At 71.0% G+C, this 16,423-nt stretch carries 19 protein-coding genes and 1 pseudogene; 6 read left to right on the forward strand and 14 right to left on the reverse strand.

The features are described from left to right. The first annotated feature begins 14 nt into the window (after positions 1-14). Positions 15-722: a LirA/MavJ family T4SS effector gene (locus GXW71_RS05670; RefSeq protein ID WP_211851437.1), complete on the forward strand. Its 708-nt coding sequence runs from the start codon at positions 15-17 to the stop codon at positions 720-722. A gap of 81 nt (positions 723-803) precedes the next feature. On the opposite strand, the gene GXW71_RS05675 is transcribed toward GXW71_RS05670, so the two are convergent. The 8 genes from GXW71_RS05675 to GXW71_RS05710 all read right to left on the reverse strand — a co-directional run bounded on the left by GXW71_RS05675 (position 804) and on the right by GXW71_RS05710 (position 7,747). Next, positions 804-1,481 carry an NAD-dependent epimerase/dehydratase family protein gene (locus tag GXW71_RS05675; RefSeq protein ID WP_211851438.1) on the reverse strand — a complete coding sequence of 226 codons (678 nt, stop codon included), beginning with the start codon at positions 1,479-1,481 and terminating at the stop codon, positions 804-806. A 91-nt stretch (positions 1,482-1,572) separates the two neighbouring features. Beyond that, the gene (locus GXW71_RS05680; protein WP_367617251.1) at positions 1,573-2,772 is read right to left on the reverse strand and encodes a multidrug effflux MFS transporter; all 1,200 of its coding nucleotides are present in this window, start codon (positions 2,770-2,772) and stop codon (positions 1,573-1,575) included. Next, the gene (locus tag GXW71_RS05685; protein ID WP_211851439.1) at positions 2,769-3,647 is read right to left on the reverse strand and encodes an efflux RND transporter periplasmic adaptor subunit; all 879 of its coding nucleotides are present in this window, start codon (positions 3,645-3,647) and stop codon (positions 2,769-2,771) included. The genes GXW71_RS05680 and GXW71_RS05685 overlap by 4 nt, the downstream gene beginning before the upstream one ends. Beyond that, positions 3,647-3,853, reverse strand: a complete 207-nt coding sequence (locus GXW71_RS05690; protein ID WP_211851440.1) for a DUF1656 domain-containing protein — start codon at positions 3,851-3,853, stop codon at positions 3,647-3,649. The genes GXW71_RS05685 and GXW71_RS05690 overlap by 1 nt, the downstream gene beginning before the upstream one ends. Positions 3,854-3,860: 7 nt before the next feature. After that, positions 3,861-5,924: an FUSC family protein gene (locus GXW71_RS05695; RefSeq protein WP_211851441.1), complete on the reverse strand. Its 2,064-nt coding sequence runs from the start codon at positions 5,922-5,924 to the stop codon at positions 3,861-3,863. Next, the gene (locus GXW71_RS05700) at positions 5,921-6,394 is read right to left on the reverse strand and encodes a MarR family winged helix-turn-helix transcriptional regulator (protein WP_211851442.1); all 474 of its coding nucleotides are present in this window, start codon (positions 6,392-6,394) and stop codon (positions 5,921-5,923) included. The genes GXW71_RS05695 and GXW71_RS05700 overlap by 4 nt, the downstream gene beginning before the upstream one ends. 166 nt (positions 6,395-6,560) lie before the next feature. Next, complete coding sequence (gene allE / locus GXW71_RS05705; RefSeq protein ID WP_211851443.1) at positions 6,561-7,358, reverse strand: (S)-ureidoglycine aminohydrolase; 798 nt, start codon at positions 7,356-7,358, stop codon at positions 6,561-6,563. A gap of 11 nt (positions 7,359-7,369) precedes the next feature. Further along, entirely contained in the window at positions 7,370-7,747 is a 378-nt protein-coding gene (locus tag GXW71_RS05710; RefSeq protein ID WP_211851444.1) for a RidA family protein, read from the reverse strand. Positions 7,748-7,888: 141 nt separating this feature from the next. On the opposite strand from GXW71_RS05710, the gene GXW71_RS35120 reads away from it, so the two are divergent. Further along, entirely contained in the window at positions 7,889-8,395 is a 507-nt protein-coding gene (locus GXW71_RS35120; RefSeq protein ID WP_211851445.1) for an Lrp/AsnC family transcriptional regulator, read from the forward strand. Here the strand turns inward: GXW71_RS35120 and GXW71_RS05720 are convergent. Next, positions 8,382-8,801: a hypothetical protein gene (locus tag GXW71_RS05720; RefSeq protein WP_211851446.1), complete on the reverse strand. Its 420-nt coding sequence runs from the start codon at positions 8,799-8,801 to the stop codon at positions 8,382-8,384. The genes GXW71_RS35120 and GXW71_RS05720 overlap by 14 nt on opposite strands. 121 nt (positions 8,802-8,922) lie before the next feature. Beyond that, a complete protein-coding gene (locus GXW71_RS05725; RefSeq protein ID WP_211851447.1) occupies positions 8,923-9,399 on the reverse strand; it encodes an NUDIX hydrolase in 477 nt (158 codons plus the stop codon). A 518-nt stretch (positions 9,400-9,917) separates the two neighbouring features. On the opposite strand from GXW71_RS05725, the gene GXW71_RS05730 reads away from it, so the two are divergent. Next, positions 9,918-10,628: a hypothetical protein gene (locus GXW71_RS05730; protein WP_211851448.1), complete on the forward strand. Its 711-nt coding sequence runs from the start codon at positions 9,918-9,920 to the stop codon at positions 10,626-10,628. A 17-nt stretch (positions 10,629-10,645) separates the two neighbouring features. On the opposite strand, the gene GXW71_RS05735 is transcribed toward GXW71_RS05730, so the two are convergent. Beyond that, positions 10,646-11,101, reverse strand: a complete 456-nt coding sequence (locus GXW71_RS05735; protein WP_211851449.1) for an Rrf2 family transcriptional regulator — start codon at positions 11,099-11,101, stop codon at positions 10,646-10,648. A gap of 133 nt (positions 11,102-11,234) precedes the next feature. On the opposite strand from GXW71_RS05735, the gene GXW71_RS05740 reads away from it, so the two are divergent. Continuing rightward, on the forward strand, positions 11,235-12,146 hold the full coding sequence (locus GXW71_RS05740; protein ID WP_211851450.1) for an NAD(P)/FAD-dependent oxidoreductase: 912 nt from the start codon (positions 11,235-11,237) through the stop codon (positions 12,144-12,146). 6 nt (positions 12,147-12,152) lie between these two features. On the opposite strand, the pseudogene GXW71_RS05745 reads toward GXW71_RS05740, so the two are convergent. Next, positions 12,153-12,524: pseudogene (locus GXW71_RS05745) on the reverse strand (YkvA family protein); the annotation flags it as partial. 209 nt (positions 12,525-12,733) lie between these two features. Here GXW71_RS05745 and GXW71_RS05750 point away from each other — a divergent pair. Further along, on the forward strand, positions 12,734-13,861 hold the full coding sequence (locus tag GXW71_RS05750) for an FAD-dependent monooxygenase (RefSeq protein ID WP_211851452.1): 1,128 nt from the start codon (positions 12,734-12,736) through the stop codon (positions 13,859-13,861). A gap of 26 nt (positions 13,862-13,887) precedes the next feature. Then, on the forward strand, positions 13,888-14,880 hold the full coding sequence (locus GXW71_RS05755; RefSeq protein WP_211851453.1) for a Bug family tripartite tricarboxylate transporter substrate binding protein: 993 nt from the start codon (positions 13,888-13,890) through the stop codon (positions 14,878-14,880). Positions 14,881-14,991: 111 nt separating this feature from the next. Here GXW71_RS05755 and GXW71_RS05760 read toward each other — a convergent pair whose 3' ends face one another. Together GXW71_RS05760 and GXW71_RS05765 are read right to left on the reverse strand one after the other, a co-directional pair. After that, positions 14,992-15,903 (reverse strand): LysR substrate-binding domain-containing protein, encoded by a 912-nt coding sequence (locus GXW71_RS05760; protein ID WP_211851454.1) that lies wholly within the window; start codon positions 15,901-15,903, stop codon positions 14,992-14,994. A gap of 55 nt (positions 15,904-15,958) precedes the next feature. Beyond that, on the reverse strand, positions 15,959-16,405 hold the full coding sequence (locus tag GXW71_RS05765) for a GNAT family N-acetyltransferase (protein WP_211851455.1): 447 nt from the start codon (positions 16,403-16,405) through the stop codon (positions 15,959-15,961). Positions 16,406-16,423: the final 18 nt, after the last annotated feature.

Raw genomic sequence — 16,423 nt, forward strand, 5'->3', positions numbered from 1 at the left:
GGAGGGTTCGCGCCATGCCGAATGGATCGCGCTGGGACAGGGGCGGCAATCTGTCGCTCGACCGCTATCGAGGCCTGGACTTCCGCAGGTCCTATCACAGGATTCACGACTTCCTGCGGGAGGAGCCATTGGTGCGGGCCGGTCTCGAGCGGCTTCACCAAGCCACCGCCGGCATGGACCGGTTGCGGTTCCAGGGCTACCTGGCGAAGGAGGAGCAGCGCTTCGGCTTCGCCAAGAAGCCCGGCGTCATTCCGCAGGACCAGTCGCTCCTGAAGGCCAGCAGGTTCTGGACACACCTGTTCAACGGCGAGCCTTTGATCGATCTCGGCGCCGGCGACAAAGGTGGCCACGGCGTCCTGACCCATCGCGTGCAATGGGTGCTGGTCGGCCAATGGAACGAGCGGAACGATGCTTCGCGCCAGCTCGAGGCGCCGATCCCCGTGCTCTACCGGAATCTCGCCGCCGGCGGTGCGCGCGTGCTGTCTGCCGACGGCCAGGACAAGCTGGCAGCCGGAGACAAGATCGACACCGGCAAGGGCAGTTTCTTCGACTCCGTCTGGGACGATGTGTTCGACTCCCAGGCGGAGAACGCGACCAGTCCGGAGCAGGTGTTCGGGTACACCGAGCGGCACTATTCCGGCCTGCACGATCGCATGCTCTGGCAGGACGCCAGCGCCGCATCGCCCAGCGCCGCATCGCCTCCGTCGGACAGCTCCGACTGAGCCGCTGCCTGCGCCAGCGCGGCCTGCGTGGGTGTCAGCAGCCCGTTCGTCGCGCTGCCCTGTTCGGATTGCTGACCGGACTCAGCGGCGCTCGCCCTGCGCCAGTGCGTGGATGTCCGGGGATTCGAGGATGGGTTTCGGCGCGCCATGCCGCGCCGCATTCAGCATGGCTTGGCCGAGGCTCTCGGTGGGCAGGATCCAGCGGGGCAGGGCGAGGCGCAGCAGCGCCAGCAGCGGGCCCAGCACCGCGTAGCCCAACCGGTAGGCGCGCGTCTTCGAGCGGATGCCGTGCAGCGGCTGGATGGCGCCGGGCCGGAACAGGAAGACCGCCTTGAACGGCAGCCGCGTCAGCGCGTTCTCGACCTGGCCTTTGACGCGCGCCCACATCGTCCGGCCCTGCTCGCTGCTGTCCGTGCCGGCGCCGGAGACATAGACGAAGGTCATCCGTGGATTGAGGCGGGCCAGCCTCTCTGCGACGGAGAGCGTGAGGTCATGGGTCAGGCGGCGATACGCCGCTTCCGTCATGCCGGCCGACGAGACGCCGAGGCAGAAGAAGCAGGCATCGAGGTCGCGCAGCTCGGCTTCGATGGTGCCGAGGTCGAAGAGGTCGCCCTGCACGATGTCCCGCAGCTTGGCGTGGTGCCGTCCGGCAGGCGTCCGGCCGAGGGTCACCACGCGCGCCACGTCTTCGGCCAGCAGGCATTCCCGTAGGACACCCTGGCCCACCATGCCCGTGGCACCGAAGATCACGACATCCATGCGACCGCCTTGCTGACAGAGACCAGGGTCCCGTCTATCCGATCCGGCGGCGAAAGCCGATGGCCGGCGGCGCGATCGGGCTGCGGTGGCGCTATCCGCGCTTCTGCGCCCGCAGCGCCATCCGGAAGCAGGCCTGGCCGAGGATGCCGGCGCCGACCAGGATGGCGGCGGCCATCAGCGCCGGGTCGCCGCCGACGCCGACGAGCGCGGTACAGAGCGCGCCGACCGCCATTTGGGTGCAGCCATAGAGGCCGGAGGCCGAGCCGATGACCCGCGGATCGACACCCATCGCCTGGGTCAGCGATGCCGGCGCCGCGATGCCGACACCGACCGTATAGGCGAACATCGCGCCGACGGTCAGCGCGACCGTGAGCTGTCCGGCGAGCACCGCAGCCAGCAGCAGGCAGGCCGCCAGCACGCTCACCAGGTTGGCGCGCAGCAGCAGCTTGGCCAGCGCCACCTTCCCGATCAGCCGGCTGGCCAGCGCGCTGCCCAGCCAGACGCCGGAGACCAGGAGTGCCAGGTAGATCCCCGCCTCATGCGCGGGACGGCCGAGCGTATGGACGAAGATGAAGGGCGCCGAGGCGACGAAGGCGTACATCGCGGTGGTCGCGCAGCCGCCGCCGATCGCGTAGCCGATGAAGGCGCGCGAGCGCAGCAGCCCGGCGCAATGGCGCAGGAAGGCGCCGCCGGCGCCGGCACCGGGCGGCCGCGTCTCCGGCAGCAGCCGCCAGGCGAGGAGGAGGTTGACGAGGCCGAGCAGCGACAGCGCGTCGAAGATGGACCGCCAGCCGAAACCCGCCGCCAGCGCCGCACCGACGATCGGCGCGACGGCGGGTCCCACCGTCATCATCAGGTTCATCAGCGCCAGCCGCCGCGCCGTATCCTCCGGCGATGCGGTGTCGCGGACGATGGTGCGGCCGAGCACCAGACCCGCGCAGCCGCCGAGCGCCTGGAACAGCCTTGCCGCGACCAGCGCCTCCACATTCGGCGCCAGCGCGGCGGCGATCCCGGCGACGGTGTAGAGAGCGAGCCCCGCCATCAGCAGCGGCCGCCGCCCGAAGCGGTCCGACACCGGCCCGTAGACGAGCTGCCCGCCGGCGAGGCCGAGGATATAGAGGCTGACCGCCATCTGCACGGTGCCGGCGCTTGCCGAGAGATCCTCGGCGGCGATGGTCAGCGCCGGGACGAAGACATGCATCGCGAAGGTGCCGCTGAAGGCGAAGAGCGCCGGCAGCCAGAGCGGCGGCGGCCGCACCGCCGGCGCGCCCTGCCGCGCCGCGCGGCTCACGGTGCCGCCACCCGCGGCCGCACTTCGACCGTCGCGGTCAGGCCCGCGACCAGCCGCGTGCCGTCCGGGATTTCGTTCAGGGCGATGCGCACGGGGACGCGCTGCGCCAGCCGGACCCAGGTGAAGGTCGGGTTGATATTCGCGAGCAGGCCGGTGCCGCTGCTGCGCTCGCGGTCCTCGATCGCCGCGGCGATGCTCTGCACATGGCCGGTCAGGGTGCCGGACTGGCCCATCAGGCTGATCGCGACGGGATCACCGGGATGGATGCGCGGCAGCTTGGTCTCTTCGAAATAGCCTTCGACGCGGAGTGAATCCGTATCCACCAGCGCCAGCACCGCCTTGCCTGACGGCACGTAGTCGCCGGGTCGGAGGGCGAGGTTGGTGACCGTGCCGTTGACCGAGGCGCGCACCTCCGACCGTTCGAGGTTCAGCGCCGCGAGCCGTTGGTCGGCGATGCCCTGCTCCAGCGCCGCCTCCGCCTGCTCCACGGCGAGGCGCGCCTGCTCGGCGCGCTGGCGGGAGACCACGTCCTGGATCTGCTCGTAGCGCCGGAGGTCGCGCCGTGCCTGCTCCAGCGCGGCGCGGCGGCCATCCACCGCCGCCTCCGCCTGGCGCAGCGCGATCGCGAAGCGTTCGCCATCGATGCGGAACAGCAGGTCGCCGCGGTGCACGGTGGCGTTGTCCTGGACCAGGATCTCGCTGACCAGGCCGGAGACGTCGGGCGCGATGCCGACGACATCGGCGCGCACCCGCGCGTCGCGCGTCCAAGGCTCTTCCTGGTAATGGCGCCAGAGGTCGCGCCCGGTCAGCACCGCACCGGCCAGCACCGAGAGCGTCAGCGCGACCCGCGCCGCGGTCTTGAGATGGCGGCGCATCACGCGAAACTCCGCGCGGCGGCGCAGGTCAGGCCGAGCACGATGACGTAGAGGCCGAGGTTGAACAGCGCGCGGTGCCAGACGAAGGCATAGAGCCCGGCGCGCGCCAGCAGCGCCGTCAGCCCCTGGTTGATCAGGTGGGCGAGCAGCATGAGGCCAAGAAAGGCCGGCACGTAGACGCCGTAGATGTCGAGGTCAGCGTTCATGGTGGTCCTATTCGGCGGCGAGCGGCGCCGCCCTGTGCAATGGCGCTGGGAAGGCGGGAGTGATCCGCGGTCCTGGCGCATGGGGAAACAGGCCGCGCCGCAGCCCGACCAGGGCATGCGCGGCGTCGCGTGCGGGCGTGCCGGGCTGGCCGGCGACCGCGCCCAGGGCGCGGTCGATCGCGGCGCGGAGCGTCTCCGGCGCGGCGATGGCCATGCCCGCCCTGCGGCTCTGGAAATGGGTGGCGACGGCGGCGAGCACGGCATCGACGCGGCGCCGCGCGCTGTCGCTCAGCGCAGCGCGGTCGCGGCGCAGATCCAGCAGGTTGTAGCCGATGCGCAGCTCCGCCAGCGCATCGCCGGCGACGACCGCGGTGTCGCCACTGGCGGCGAGCCGCGGCGCGAGCTGGCCGAGGCGGTCGAGCGCCCGGTTCGCGAGCGCGCCATGGTCGCGGCGGGTGGTGCCGCCCGCGATCGCCGCGAGCTCCGCCCAGCCGGCATGGATCAGCCGCCGCGCGGCGATGCCGGCGCCGAAGGGCTTGGTCACCAATGTCCAGAGCATGGCGAAGAGCTGGCCGCCGACGACCGCCAGGCCCTCATTCGCGAAGCTCGCGAAATCGGTGCTGAAGCGGTCCTGCAGCGACATCATCGCCGCACCGTTCACCGCCAGCATCATGGTGGGCAGGAAGATCTGCGGGCGGGGGATCAGCGCGCCGACCGGCAGGAAGAAGACCGAGAGCACCGCGACCAGCACCGCGAAATCCTCGATCCCCGGCAGCACGGCGAGCAGGTAGGTGCCGGCGGCCAGCAATGCGACGCTGGTCCAGACCGCCATCGCCCGCATCTGCGGCGCCGGCCGGTCGAGGGCGCCGAAGAAGCAGCAGGCGACCGTGGTCATGGCCATGAAGTTGGCGCCGCCGACCCAGCCGCTATGGATCCAGATCAGCCCCGCCGCCAGCGTCGCCGCGGCGGCGGAGGCCGCGGAGAAGAGCATCAGCAGGTGGTCGTGATGCCGGCCTCCGCCGAGCACCGGACGGAAGCGGGAGGTGGGGCGCCAACCGGGCTCGGGCCTGCCGGCCGCGATCTGCTGCTGCCGCATCAGGCAGTCGCGCCACAGCGCCACCACCTCGCCGAGCCGGGCGAGGAAGCTCGACAGCACCAGGCCGTGCCAGTCGGCCGGTGCATCCGGCGCCGGCTCCAGCGCGGCGATCCCAGCGGCGAAGCGGTCGGCGGCCTCGGGATCGCCGCCGGCCGCGATCCAGTCGGCGATGGCCGTGGTCAGGGCGCCGAGATCGCCCGGCAGCGCGCCGGCTTCGAGCGTCAGCGCGTGCAGCCGGTCGGCGAGGGAGGAAAGCAGCGGCGGCAGCAGCAGGAAGCTGCCGCGCAGCGCCTTCGCCTGGCCCGCCATGTCGCGGGCGTCGGCGTCATAGGAGAACTGGGCGATCATGGCATCGAGGGCGGCGATATCGGCGGCGAGGCGCTGCCGCGCGGCTGGCGTCGCGGGCGCGGCGCCGCCGCCGCGCAGGATCTCCGCCGCCCAGGCGCCGGCATCGCCGAGCCAGGCCTTGGCGCGCGACGCCAGCGCCGGGCCGATGCTGACCGGGAAGACGGTTGCCGCGACGATGCTGGCGCAGAGGATGCCGAGGATGATCTCCTCGCTGCGCGCGACCGCGATGTCGAAGATGGTCTCGGGCGCGGTCACGGCGGGCAGCGCGATCAGCGGCAGCGTATACGCGGCCAGCATGAAGACGTAGCTGCGCGGCGTGCGGTCGAGCATCGCGCCATACATCAGGCCACCGGCCCAGAGTGCGACGGCAAGGCAGAGCAGCTCCGGCGCATCGGCCAGCAGCGGCACCATGGCGACCGCCGCGGTGGCGCCGAGCAGCGTGCCGAGGGCGCGATAGAGCGCCTTCGACGCGGTGGCGCCGGAGAGCGGGTTCATCACCACATAGACGGTGGTCATCGCCCAGTAGGGGCGCGGCAGGTCGAAGGCGAAGGCGAGATACAGCGCCAGCATCGCCGCCGCGAAGGCCTTGGCCGAGAACAGCCAGTCCCGGGCGGAGGGAAGGGTCACGCGGCCGGCTCCGTCTCCGGATCGGCGGCCGTGGCGCGGGCCGCGGCATCCTCGATCGCGCGGAAGACGCGGAAGGCGCCCTTGATCTCGGCCTCGCTCACCTCCCGAAAGACGCGGCCGCGCAGCGCCGTCAGCACCGCCTCGATGCGTTCGGTGAGCGCCGCGCCTGCCGCGGTCAGCCAGATGGTCTTGGCGCGCCGGTCCTCGGGGTCGTCCCGCCGCTCGATGAGGCCGGCGGCGGAGAGCTGGTCGAGCTGGCGCACGAGGGAGGTGCCCTCGATGCCGATATGGGCGGCCAGCGTCACCTGGTTCACGCCGCCACCGAGCCGGCCGAGCCAGACGAGGGGCGCGGCGCGGGCCTCGGAGATGCCGTCAGCGGCCAGCGCCTCCGCCACCAGCCGGCGCCATTGCCGCCCGGCCAGCAACAGGGTGGAGGTCAGCAGCACCCGGTCATGCGCGGGATCATTCATGGCACATTATGTGGTCAGCAATAATGAGCACGCAATCTATCTGGCCATGCGACGGGGCATGGCTGGCCTGCGGGGCATGCGGCCGAGGCCGCTGCCGGCCGAGATGCTTCATCGCTTGGGAAGGAGGCGGCGGCCGGCGGTTAGAGCAGAGCCTGTCCGGGGGACGTCACAAGGCGACGTCGCGGTTGACGTTCTTGTAGAGCAGATAGGCCGATTGGCCGGCACCCGTCGGATAGAATTGCTGCGGGCAGAACGCGCCCATCCAGATGAAGTCCTCCGCCCAGATCTCGTGCCAGGTCTCGGACAGGAAATAGAGGCCCTGGCCTTCCAGCATGAACAACCCGTGCTCCATAATGTGCGTCTCCACCGCCGGGAAATAGACGCCCGGCTCGAAGAACATCATGTTCATCTCGAAGTCGAAGCGCATGTCGCCGAAGGGCAGCAGGTGCTTGAAGCCGCGGCCCTCGAGCCCGGTGTGGTTGGTCATCGGCATCGACTGGTGCTGGCCGGTGATCGGATCCGGCGGCGGCAGGGCCTCTGCCACCTCGTAGCGCTTCTTCAGGGCGAGGACCCGGGCCGCGGCGGGCGTCCGGTTCCGCAGCGTGAAGCGCGTGTCCGGCGGCACATAGGCGAAGCCGCCTGCCGCGAGCGGCACCGGATCGCCGGAACCGATGCCGATCTCGACGGTGCCCTCGATGGCGTAGAAGAAATGCTGCGGCGCCACGCAGATCGCCTGCGCGCTGCCACCGCCGGGCTCGATCTCCAGCATGAACTGCGCGAAGCCGGCGCCGAGCGCGGGCGCGGCCAGGAAGCGGGCGACGGTGCCCTGCCAGGCGGGCAGGCGGCTTTTCAGCACGCCCTCGGGCGGGATGAAGGCGAAGTTCGGCCGCACGATGCCGCGGTTATGGCCGATGGCGCCCGGCGGCAGCCGGGCGGGCGGTGCAGAGGGCGGGTGGGGAGGCATCGGGCGATCCTTCAGGCCGGCAGCGCGGCGGTGATGATGATCTCGATCAGGTCGCCCTCCGGCATCACCGATTGCACGAAGGACCGCACGGGCCCGAAGCCGTCCGGCATCCAGCTCGCCCAGGCTTCGTCGAAGGCCGGCTTGTTGTCATGGTCGGTGACGACGATCTCGGCCTTGACGATGCGGGTGCGGTCGAGGCCGGCATCCTTCAGATAGCCGTCGATGACGCCGAGCGCGCCCAGCGTCTGGGCGCGGATGTCCTGGGTGCGATCGGGCGAGACCGCCACCGCCCAGAGAAACCCGCCGCCGCCGGGCAGGCGATAGGTCGCCACTGCGGATTTGCTCGGAAGCTTCGCGTTGGGGACGCGGGTGATGTCGGTCGTGCTCATGGTCGCCCTTCGTGTCGGGATCGGATGGTGATCACGTGCGCGGGGCATTGCCAATGGCGCAGGGCCTGGCGATCCCGGGCCGACCATTGCCGGCGATTTCGTGCCAATATGCACCGGTTTCTGTCGATGTGGGCCGCCCAGATGCCGGATTCCGTCGCCCTGGACCGCTTCGATCACGCGTTGCTCGACCTCGTGCAGGTCGACAACCAGATGCCCGCCCGGTTGCTGGCCGACCGGGTCGGGCTGTCGGAGAGCGCGGTGCTGCGCCGCCTGCGGCGGCTCCGGCAATCCGGCGTGATCGCCGCCGATGTGGCGGTCGTCGACCCTGTCGTGCTGGGGCTGCCGCTGACCATCCACGTCCTGGTCTCGCTGGAGCGGGAGGGGGCGATGGAGCTCGATGCCTTCGCGCGGCGGCTGCGCGGCAGGCCGGAGGTGCGCCGCGCCTGGTCGGTGACCGGGGAGGCGGATTTCGTCCTGCTGCTGCAGGTCGCCGACATGGGCGCCTATGACGGCTTCGCGCGCGCGGTGTTCCACGACGACCCGAATGTGCGGGCCTTCCGCACCATCACCGCGATGCGGCAGGTCGTGGGCGCGGGCGACGGGGCGGCGCCGATGCGCCGCCCCGTCCGGCCCGTCACTTCCCGCTGAAGCCCGGGGCGTAGCCGTTGTTGGGCGCGGCGCCATAGCCGGGCGCATAGCCCGAACCGTCGTTCGGCGTGTAGCTGGAGCCCGGCGCATAACCGTACTGCGCCTCGGCCTCGCGCCGCGCGCGCCAGCGGGCGCGCCGCTCCTGCCGCTCCTCCTCGATCCGCTGCGCCTCGCGGCGCGCGGCCTCCTCGATGCGGGCCTGGTCGCGGGCCTGGCGCATCTCGCGCCACTGGCGGCGGCGCTCCCATTCAGTCATGTCGTCCGCGCCCGGCACGACCTGGTACTGCACGGTCAGCGCCTGCCCCGCGGGGGCGGCGGGCCGCAGGCCGGATCCGGCATGGGCGGCGGAAGCCCCGATGAGCAGGGCGAGGGCGGCGGTGGCGGTCGGGATCGTGATGCGGCGCATGATGGCGTCTCCCTTACATCGGGGAGCTTCGCCGCCTGATATGGCCGGGTGCGGGCGGGATGATGTCGCGGGCGCGGCCCGTTCGCCGCAATTCGCCCGAATTGGGCGCGGCGGCGGATGATCAGGCTGCGTCGGGGAGGGCTTCGCCGACGCGCAGCAGCAGCGCCGCCAGGCCCGGTTCCTTGACCAGCCGCACCGCTTCCGCGAAGCGGAACCAGCGCCGCTCCCGCTCGCGGTGCTCCGGCCATTTGTCGAGCTCGCGCTCGACGCGGAGCGTGAACACCTCGACCTGGCAATTGATGCGGCCGCCACGCAGGCGCTTGCCATAGGCGAAGCGTCCTGCCGGCACCGGGTCGATCCTGCCGATCAGCCCGGCTTCCTCGAAGGCTTCCTTGGCCGCGACCTCGGCGTCGGCGACGCCCGCTTCGGCCCAGCCCTTGGGCAGCACCCAGCGGCATTTGCCCCGGGTGGTCACCAGCAGCACCTTCGTCCTGCCCCCGCGATCGCCGATGGGCAGGGCGGCGACCTGATGGTCGAGACGCCGGCCGCTGGCGAAGCTGGGAACATCGCCGCCGGCGATGCCCGCCTTCCACCTCATCGGGTTTTCCGCATCCTGCGAACCCCGCCGACCACGGCCATGGCTCCATCCCCCAGGGCGCTGCGCGGCCGCGACTCGGGCGCGCTTCCGACAGGATCGCAGGCACGGTGGCGCGCGTCGACGCGATCGGTGCCGCGCCTCGGGCGGACGCGGATCCGGCGCGCCGCGACTCCGAGTGATGCGGACGAGTTTTAGAATCTTGGTAACGCCTGCGTGGGCAAGTTGTCCCGGTGACAGGACGTCACCGAGACGGAGCAAGAAATGCTGGGCTTTCCCGACCTTTCCCAGGTCTTCGACGCCGGGCCGTGGATCCTGATGGGGCTCAGCCTGATCGCCCTTTGCACCAGCGCCGCGCGGCAATGACGGCGATGCGGGCGGCGTCGGGCCGCTCCGCGAAATCTTAAGCAATCCTGCGGCAGCTTCGGTCGCGCAGCGGCGCACGGTCTTCCCTTCGGCGTGGCGCGACGCGTGGAATGGGCGGGCGTGGATGCCTGCCCGGCGATGAAGAGGAACTGTCCATGGCCACGTGCCTCGACTACGCGAAGATCGCCTATGCCGCCTATTTCACCGGCAAGAGCCAGTACTACGAGGAGCCGTCCGGCCACATGGTGGACGACTGGACCTGCCAGCACTGGCAGACCGGGGGCTTCTTCGATACCGGCTTCCAGGGCGGCATCTGGCAGAGCCGCGACAGCGTGGTGGTCGGCTGCTGCGGGACGAACCCGAAGCAGAAGGGCAAGTTCCTGTCGGACATCTCCGCCGACATCCGCATCACCTTCAAGATCCTGCCCAACCAGGCGAAGCCGGCGCGCGACCTGGTGCGCATGGCGAAGTCGATCGCGAAGGGCCGGCCGGTGACGGTGACGGGCCATTCGCTCGGCGGCGGCCTCGCGCAGATCGCGGGCCTCTGGGAAGCGGTGCCCTTCGTGACCTTCAACGCGCCGGCCATGCGCCAGGCGCTGCAGGCCGCACGGTTCAACATCTTCAAGCCGCAGATGGCCATGCGCACCGCCAAGGCGATGGCGGTGCGCGACGCATCCGGCCTCAACTTCCGCATCCAGGGCGACTTCGTCAGCACCAGCCTCGCCGGCCAGCATCTCGGCACCGTCGTGACGCTCGAGAACACGACGGGCATGGGTGCGCATGGCAAGGGCAATATCTGGCAGTCGGTGCTGGAGACCGACTGGGCCTTCCTCAATCCCTTCGAGGTGCATCCCTACGCGGCATAGCCGGAGCAGCCGGCTGATCAGCCGGCTGCTGGTGGCCGCCGCCCCTTGGCCTCGGCGAAGCGGCGGTCGAAGTCGCGCGCGAGGTCGGCCAGCGTGACGGCGCCGAAGCGCGCCAGCAGCAGCGCCTCCGCCTCCGCGAGCGCGCCATCGACCGCGGCATTGACTGCCTGCTCCACCAGGCAGCCGGGATGGTCGATCGCGGGCCCCAGCACGAAGACCGGCGGCCGGCCGACCGCGCGATAGACATCGAGCAGCGTGATCTCCCGGAGGTCGCGGGCCAGGGTCCAGCCGCCGCCATGGCCTTTCTCGGACCGCACGAAGCCCTGGTCGCGCAGCCCCGCCATGGTCCGGCGCACCACGACGGGATTGGTGGCGAGCATGCGCGCGATCACCTCCGAGGTCGCGGGGCCGTCATGGCGGTCCATGTGGATCAGCACATGCAGCATGCGCGAAAGCCGGGCGTCGCGTCGCATCGGATGGGCCTCCCCTCTAGGTCCCGCATTCGCATACGGCAGGACAGCTTTCGTAACCAGGGAAGTTGCGAGGGATTGACTGGCTGGCATCACGTAACTTATGAAGATGCGAGAAACCTGAGGGATGCCAGCCATGCGCCACGACGCGATCATCATCGGCGGCAGCTTCGCCGGTCTCGCCGCCGCCCTGCAGCTCGCCCGCGCCCGCCGGCGGGTGCTGGTCATCGATGCCGGCCAGCCGCGGAACCGCTTCGCCGCCGCCGCCCACGGCATCTTCGGCCATGACGGCAAGCCGCCCCGCGCCCTGCGGGAGGAGGCCATGGCGCAGCTCCTTGCCTATCCGACCGCGACGGTGATCGCGGGCGAGGCGGTCGCCGCCCGCCCGGCCGGGGACGGCTTCGTCGTGGCGCTGGCGGATGGGGGGCAGGAGGAGGGGGCGCGCCTGATCCTCGCGACCGGCGTCGCGGAGGAATTCCCACCGATCCCCGGCATGCGCGAACGCTGGGGTGCGACGGTGCTGCACTGCCCCTATTGCCACGGCTACGAGGTGCGCGACCGCGCGCTCGGCGTCATCGCCGCACATCCGCTCTCGGCGCACCAGGCCATGCTGATCCCGGATTGGGGGCCGACCACCTATTTCACCCAAGCGGAATTCGAACCCGATGCGGAGCAGGCGGCGCAGCTCGAAGCGCGCGGCGTCCGGATCGAGCGGACGCCGGTGGTCGAATTGCTCGGTCGTGCCCCGGCCTTGGAGGGTGCGCGGCTCGCCGATGGCCGCGTGGTCCCGCTCGAAGCCCTCTTCACCGCGACGCGGACGCGGATCGCGAGCCCGATCGCCGCACAGCTCGGCTGCGGCTTCGAGGAGGGGCCGCTCGGCCCGCATCTCCGCGTCGATGAAAAGAAATGCACCACGGTCGCCGGCGTCTATGCGGCGGGCGACGCTGCAAGCCCGATGCACAACGCGACCTTCGCCATGGCGGCCGGCGTGATGGCGGGCGTCGGCGCACACCACTCGCTGGTGGCCGGGCAGCGCGCCGCCGCCTGATCGCGCTCACCATGTCACGCCCGGCCAGAACCACCAGAGGAGCGCGCCGGCGGCGAGTAGCCAGAGGCCGATGATCCCGGCGGCACCCGCACGGCTGATCGGCCGTGCCGTGGCGCGTGCCGCGGCTTCGCGATGCTCCGCGAAGAGTCCGGGCGGCATCAGCCGGATCACCAGCAGGATCGCGAGCGGCAGCAGGATCGCGTCGTCGAGATAGCCGAGCACCGGGATGAAATCCGGAATCAGGTCGATCGGCGACAGCGCATAGGCGGCGATCAGCAGCGCGAGGCCTTTCGCGTACCAGGGCGTGCGCGGATCGCGCGCGGCGAGATGGAGTGCATGCACGTCGCGCTTGATCGCCCGCGCCCACCGCCGCAACCGCCCCAGCATCGCCGCATCCCCGACCGGATCCCGTCTGCGTGAACTGAGCTCACGCTGCGTCAGAATTACTCCTTTGCGCCGCAGCGACAAGCCAACCAGAACTTGCCGAGGGATAGAGCATTCGGCGGCGAGGATCGTGACTTCTGGTCACTCCCGGCCGGTCGGCGGCATCGGTCCCTGGAACGCATATGGTCGCAAGGGGCAGGCGCATGCGGAGACTTTCGGTCGCGGTCATCGGCGCCGGCATGGGCGGGCTCGCTGCCGCCGCGGCGCTGCGGCAGGTCGGCATCGATGCGACCGTCTACGAACAGGCGCAGCAATTCGCGCGCCTTGGCGCCGGCATCCAGATCGGCTGCAACGCCATGAAGGTGCTGCGCGGCCTCGGGCTCGAGCGCATGCTCCGCGCCTCCTCCTTCTATCCGCGGTCCTGGAACAACCGGGAATGGGATACGGGCGAGGTGCGCTTCGACATGATCTTCGGCGAGGCGGCCGAGCGGAAATACGGCGCGCCCTACCTGCTCGCGCATCGCGGCGACCTGCACGCGGCGCTCGTAAGCGCCGTGCCCACCGATCTGATCCGGCTCGATCACCGCGTGACCGGGATCGACCAGACGCCGGACGGCGTGGCGCTTGCCTTCGCCAATGGCGCGCGCGTCACTGCCGATGCGGTCATCGCCGCCGACGGCGTGCACTCCACCACCAGGGCCATGCTGTTCGGCGCCGACCGGCCGAACTTCACCGGGCGGATCGCCTATCGCACCACCTTCCCGGCGGCGCTGCTCGACGGCTACGCGCTCGATGAATGCACGAAGTGGTGGGGGCCGGACCGGCACATCGTGATCTATTACGTCAAGCCGGACCGCAGCGAGGTCTACTTCGTCACCAGCCAGCCCGAGCCCGGCTTCACCGTGGAATCCTGGTCCGCCCGCGGCGATGTCGGCGAATTGCGCCAGGCCTTCGCCGGCTTCCATGACCAGGTCCGGCGCGTGCTCGCCGCCTGTCCCGCGGTCCATAAATGGGCGCTGGTCGACCGCGATCCGCTGCCGCGCTGGTCGGAAGGGAAGGTGGCGCTGCTCGGCGATGCCTGCCATCCGATGACGCCCTACATGGCGCAGGGCGCGGCCATGGCGATCGAGGATGCCGCGATCCTGGCGCGCTGCCTCGCGGGCGCCGACCGCGACGGTGTGCCGGATGCCTTCCGCCGTTTCGAGGCGACGCGCAAGGACCGCACCGCGCGCGTGCAGGCGACCTCGCGCACCAATACCTGGCTGCGGGACCGGACCGATCCCGACTGGCTCTATGGCTATGACGCCTGGGAAGCGCCGCTCGCCGCGTGACGCGCGGGAAGAAGAAGGGGGGAGGCATGAACAGGATCGTCATCGCGCGCCGGCAGGTCCTCGGCGCGATCACGGGGCTGGCCGCCGCGCCGGCCCTCGCACAGCATCCGCAGGCCGGGCCCGCCGGCCGCGTGGTGCGCGTCGTCGTGGGCTTCCCGGCGGGGCAGGCGACCGACATCATCGCCCGCCTCTGGGTGGAGCGCCTCGGCGCCGAGGCGCGCGAGACCTACATCGTCGACAACCGGCCGGGGCAGGGCGGCAGCATCGCCCTCGCGCAGGTGGCGCGCGCGCCGGCCGATGGCGGCTTGATGATGCTCGCGCATATGTCGGCGCTGGCGACCAACCCGCATCTCTACCGCAATGTCGGCTACGACACGCTGAAGGATTTCGACGCCGCCGGGCTGATCGCGGATGTGCCCTTCGTGCTGGCCGTGAACCCGTCGCTGCCGGTGCGCACGCTGGAGGAGCTGGTGCGCCATGCCCGGGCCAACCCGAACGCCTTGACCAACGCATCCTCCGGCAACGGCACCGTCTCCCACCTGGCGATGGAGGAGATCAAGCGCGTCGCCGACATGCGCATCACCCATGTGCCCTATCGCGGCAGCTCGCTCGGCCTGACCGACGTCATTGCCGGCAATGTCTCGATGGCGCTGGAGACCGCGGCCGCGGTCCTGCTGCATCTGCAGGCGGGACGGCTGCGCGCGCTCGCCGCCGGCAGCGCGGCGCGGCTCGCGGGCCTGCCGGAGCTGCCGACCCTCGGTGAGCAGGGCTTCCCGGGGCTGACCGCGGTCACCTGGCTGATGGCGATCTACCCGGCCGGCGTGGCGGCTTCGGTGCTGGAGGCGACGCATGCCGCGATCACGCGCACCATGCGCGTGCCGGAGGTGGAGCAGCGTCTGGTCGCGATCGGCACCGTGCCGCGCTACAGCGCGAGCCCGGCGGAAGCCCAGGCCTATATGCGCGAGGAATTCACCCGCTGGGGCGCGATCGTGCGGCGCAGCGGCGTGGTGCTCGAATGATGGAACGGGCCGGTTCTCCGACCGGCCCGAGGCCGCGAATGCGGCCCGCGCGGAGTCGCGCGCAAGCCAAGCCGGCGGATGCCGGCGCCGGCGCCTGAGGGTGATAAAACTTCACATTGCAGCAGTCGCGACGGATGCCATGGACTGCTCCGTGTCGCGGCCCTCCCGCATCAGCCAGCCGATGAAGGCGTCGACCAGCGGCGTGCGCGCGGCGGCATTGGCGAAGTAGCGCCGCTGCCGGGCGGCGAGCGTGCCGAAGGGCGCGCAGAGTCTGCCGGCGGCGATGTCGTCGGTGGTCAGGAAGGCCGGCACCAGCACGACGCCGAGGCCCTCGGCCGCCGCCTGCAGCGCGAAATACATCTGCTCGAACTGCAGCGTGCCGGCGGGGCGGAGATCCGGCACGCCGGCGGCTTCCAGCCATTCCGGCCAGGAATAGGGCTGCGTCGCATAGGCGATCAGGGTGCAGGCGGCGAGATCGCGCGGCGATCGCAGCCGGTCGCCTTCGGCCAGGTCGGCGTGGCAGACGGGGCGGATGATCTCGGTCATGAAGGCCTCCGACACCGCCGCCGCGAGCGGCGCATCGGCGCCGCGGATCGCGATGTCGTAGCCGCCGTCGAAGACGACGGGCGCGAGCGAGGTCGTCATCCGGACCTCGATCCCCGGATGCGCCCGCTGAAAACCGGAGAGGCGCGGGATCAGCCAGCGCATGGTGAAGGTCGGCGGCGCATTGACGTGCAGCGCGGTCGGCGCCGCCTGGTCGCGCGCATGCAGGGAGGCGAGCGCGATGCGGTCGAGCGCCGCCGTCGCTTCCGCGAGATAGCCGCGCCCGACCTCGGTCAGGATGAGCTGCGCCGGCCGGCGCAGGAACAGCGCGGTGCCGAGCCAGGCCTCGAGCTGCGCGACCTGGCGGCTGATCGCGCCATGCGTCACGCCGAGCTCCGCCGCGGCCTTGGTCAGGCTCTCATGCCGGCCCGCGGCCTCGAAGGCGCGGATGGCGTTCAGCGGCGGAAGACGGCGGCTCATGCGATCGGCCCTCGGGCGATGCGGGGAGCGCCCCGAGCCGAAGCGGACCTGCGCATCATTCCAGGCTCTTGCGAAGATACACGCGGGCATGGCCTGGCAGGTTGAACGCGACGCGGCCGAACTCCTCATAGCCATGTCGCCGGTAGAAACCAGGAGCCTGGAAGCTGCTGGTCTCTACCACAGCCCGTTTGCAGCCGCGCCTCCTGGCCTCCCGCTCGACGGCCGAGAGGAGCCGCTCTCCCTGTGATCGGCCTCGGATCTCCTCCGGCAGATAGAACATGTCGAGAAACAGCAGGCCGAGTTCGGTTCGACCCCAGAGGCCGCCCAGCACCTTGCCTGTTTCGGGATCAGACAAGCTGGCCCCGATCGGCGTTCGGTCGGCTATTCCGGTCTTCTCGATATTGTAGCGATAGAGGGCAGACCCTGCTTCCGCCTTCGCCGCCTGATCCGGCGTGTCGAGCAGCGTCAGAATGAATTCCTTGCTCCTCTTGCCCGCCTGCATCCGCTTTCTCCTGTCGAC

It is taken from the genome of Plastoroseomonas hellenica, from assembly GCF_018129085.1.
Classification (GTDB): domain Bacteria; phylum Pseudomonadota; class Alphaproteobacteria; order Acetobacterales; family Acetobacteraceae; genus Plastoroseomonas; species Plastoroseomonas hellenica.

Excerpts from the sequence above, each read along its gene's own strand:
- GXW71_RS05760 (WP_211851454.1), bottom strand. The coding sequence starts at position 15,903 with ATGAGCCGCCGTCTTCCGCCGCTGAACGCCATCCGCGCCTTCGAGGCC.
- GXW71_RS05735 (WP_211851449.1), bottom strand. The coding sequence starts at position 11,101 with ATGCGACGCGACGCCCGGCTTTCGCGCATGCTGCATGTGCTGATCCAC.
- GXW71_RS05700 (WP_211851442.1), bottom strand. The coding sequence starts at position 6,394 with ATGAATGATCCCGCGCATGACCGGGTGCTGCTGACCTCCACCCTGTTG.
- GXW71_RS05675 (WP_211851438.1), bottom strand. The coding sequence starts at position 1,481 with ATGGATGTCGTGATCTTCGGTGCCACGGGCATGGTGGGCCAGGGTGTC.
- GXW71_RS35120 (WP_211851445.1), top strand. The coding sequence starts at position 7,889 with ATGCCGGATTCCGTCGCCCTGGACCGCTTCGATCACGCGTTGCTCGAC.
- GXW71_RS05750 (WP_211851452.1), top strand. The coding sequence starts at position 12,734 with ATGCGGAGACTTTCGGTCGCGGTCATCGGCGCCGGCATGGGCGGGCTC.
- GXW71_RS05685 (WP_211851439.1), bottom strand. The coding sequence starts at position 3,647 with ATGCGCCGCCATCTCAAGACCGCGGCGCGGGTCGCGCTGACGCTCTCG.
- GXW71_RS05755 (WP_211851453.1), top strand. The coding sequence starts at position 13,888 with ATGAACAGGATCGTCATCGCGCGCCGGCAGGTCCTCGGCGCGATCACG.
- GXW71_RS05670 (WP_211851437.1), top strand. The coding sequence starts at position 15 with ATGCCGAATGGATCGCGCTGGGACAGGGGCGGCAATCTGTCGCTCGAC.
- GXW71_RS05765 (WP_211851455.1), bottom strand. The coding sequence starts at position 16,405 with ATGCAGGCGGGCAAGAGGAGCAAGGAATTCATTCTGACGCTGCTCGAC.
- allE (WP_211851443.1), bottom strand. The coding sequence starts at position 7,358 with ATGCCTCCCCACCCGCCCTCTGCACCGCCCGCCCGGCTGCCGCCGGGC.
- GXW71_RS05720 (WP_211851446.1), bottom strand. The coding sequence starts at position 8,801 with ATGCGCCGCATCACGATCCCGACCGCCACCGCCGCCCTCGCCCTGCTC.
- GXW71_RS05710 (WP_211851444.1), bottom strand. The coding sequence starts at position 7,747 with ATGAGCACGACCGACATCACCCGCGTCCCCAACGCGAAGCTTCCGAGC.
- GXW71_RS05725 (WP_211851447.1), bottom strand. The coding sequence starts at position 9,399 with ATGAGGTGGAAGGCGGGCATCGCCGGCGGCGATGTTCCCAGCTTCGCC.
- GXW71_RS05740 (WP_211851450.1), top strand. The coding sequence starts at position 11,235 with ATGCGCCACGACGCGATCATCATCGGCGGCAGCTTCGCCGGTCTCGCC.
- GXW71_RS05730 (WP_211851448.1), top strand. The coding sequence starts at position 9,918 with ATGGCCACGTGCCTCGACTACGCGAAGATCGCCTATGCCGCCTATTTC.
- GXW71_RS05690 (WP_211851440.1), bottom strand. The coding sequence starts at position 3,853 with ATGAACGCTGACCTCGACATCTACGGCGTCTACGTGCCGGCCTTTCTT.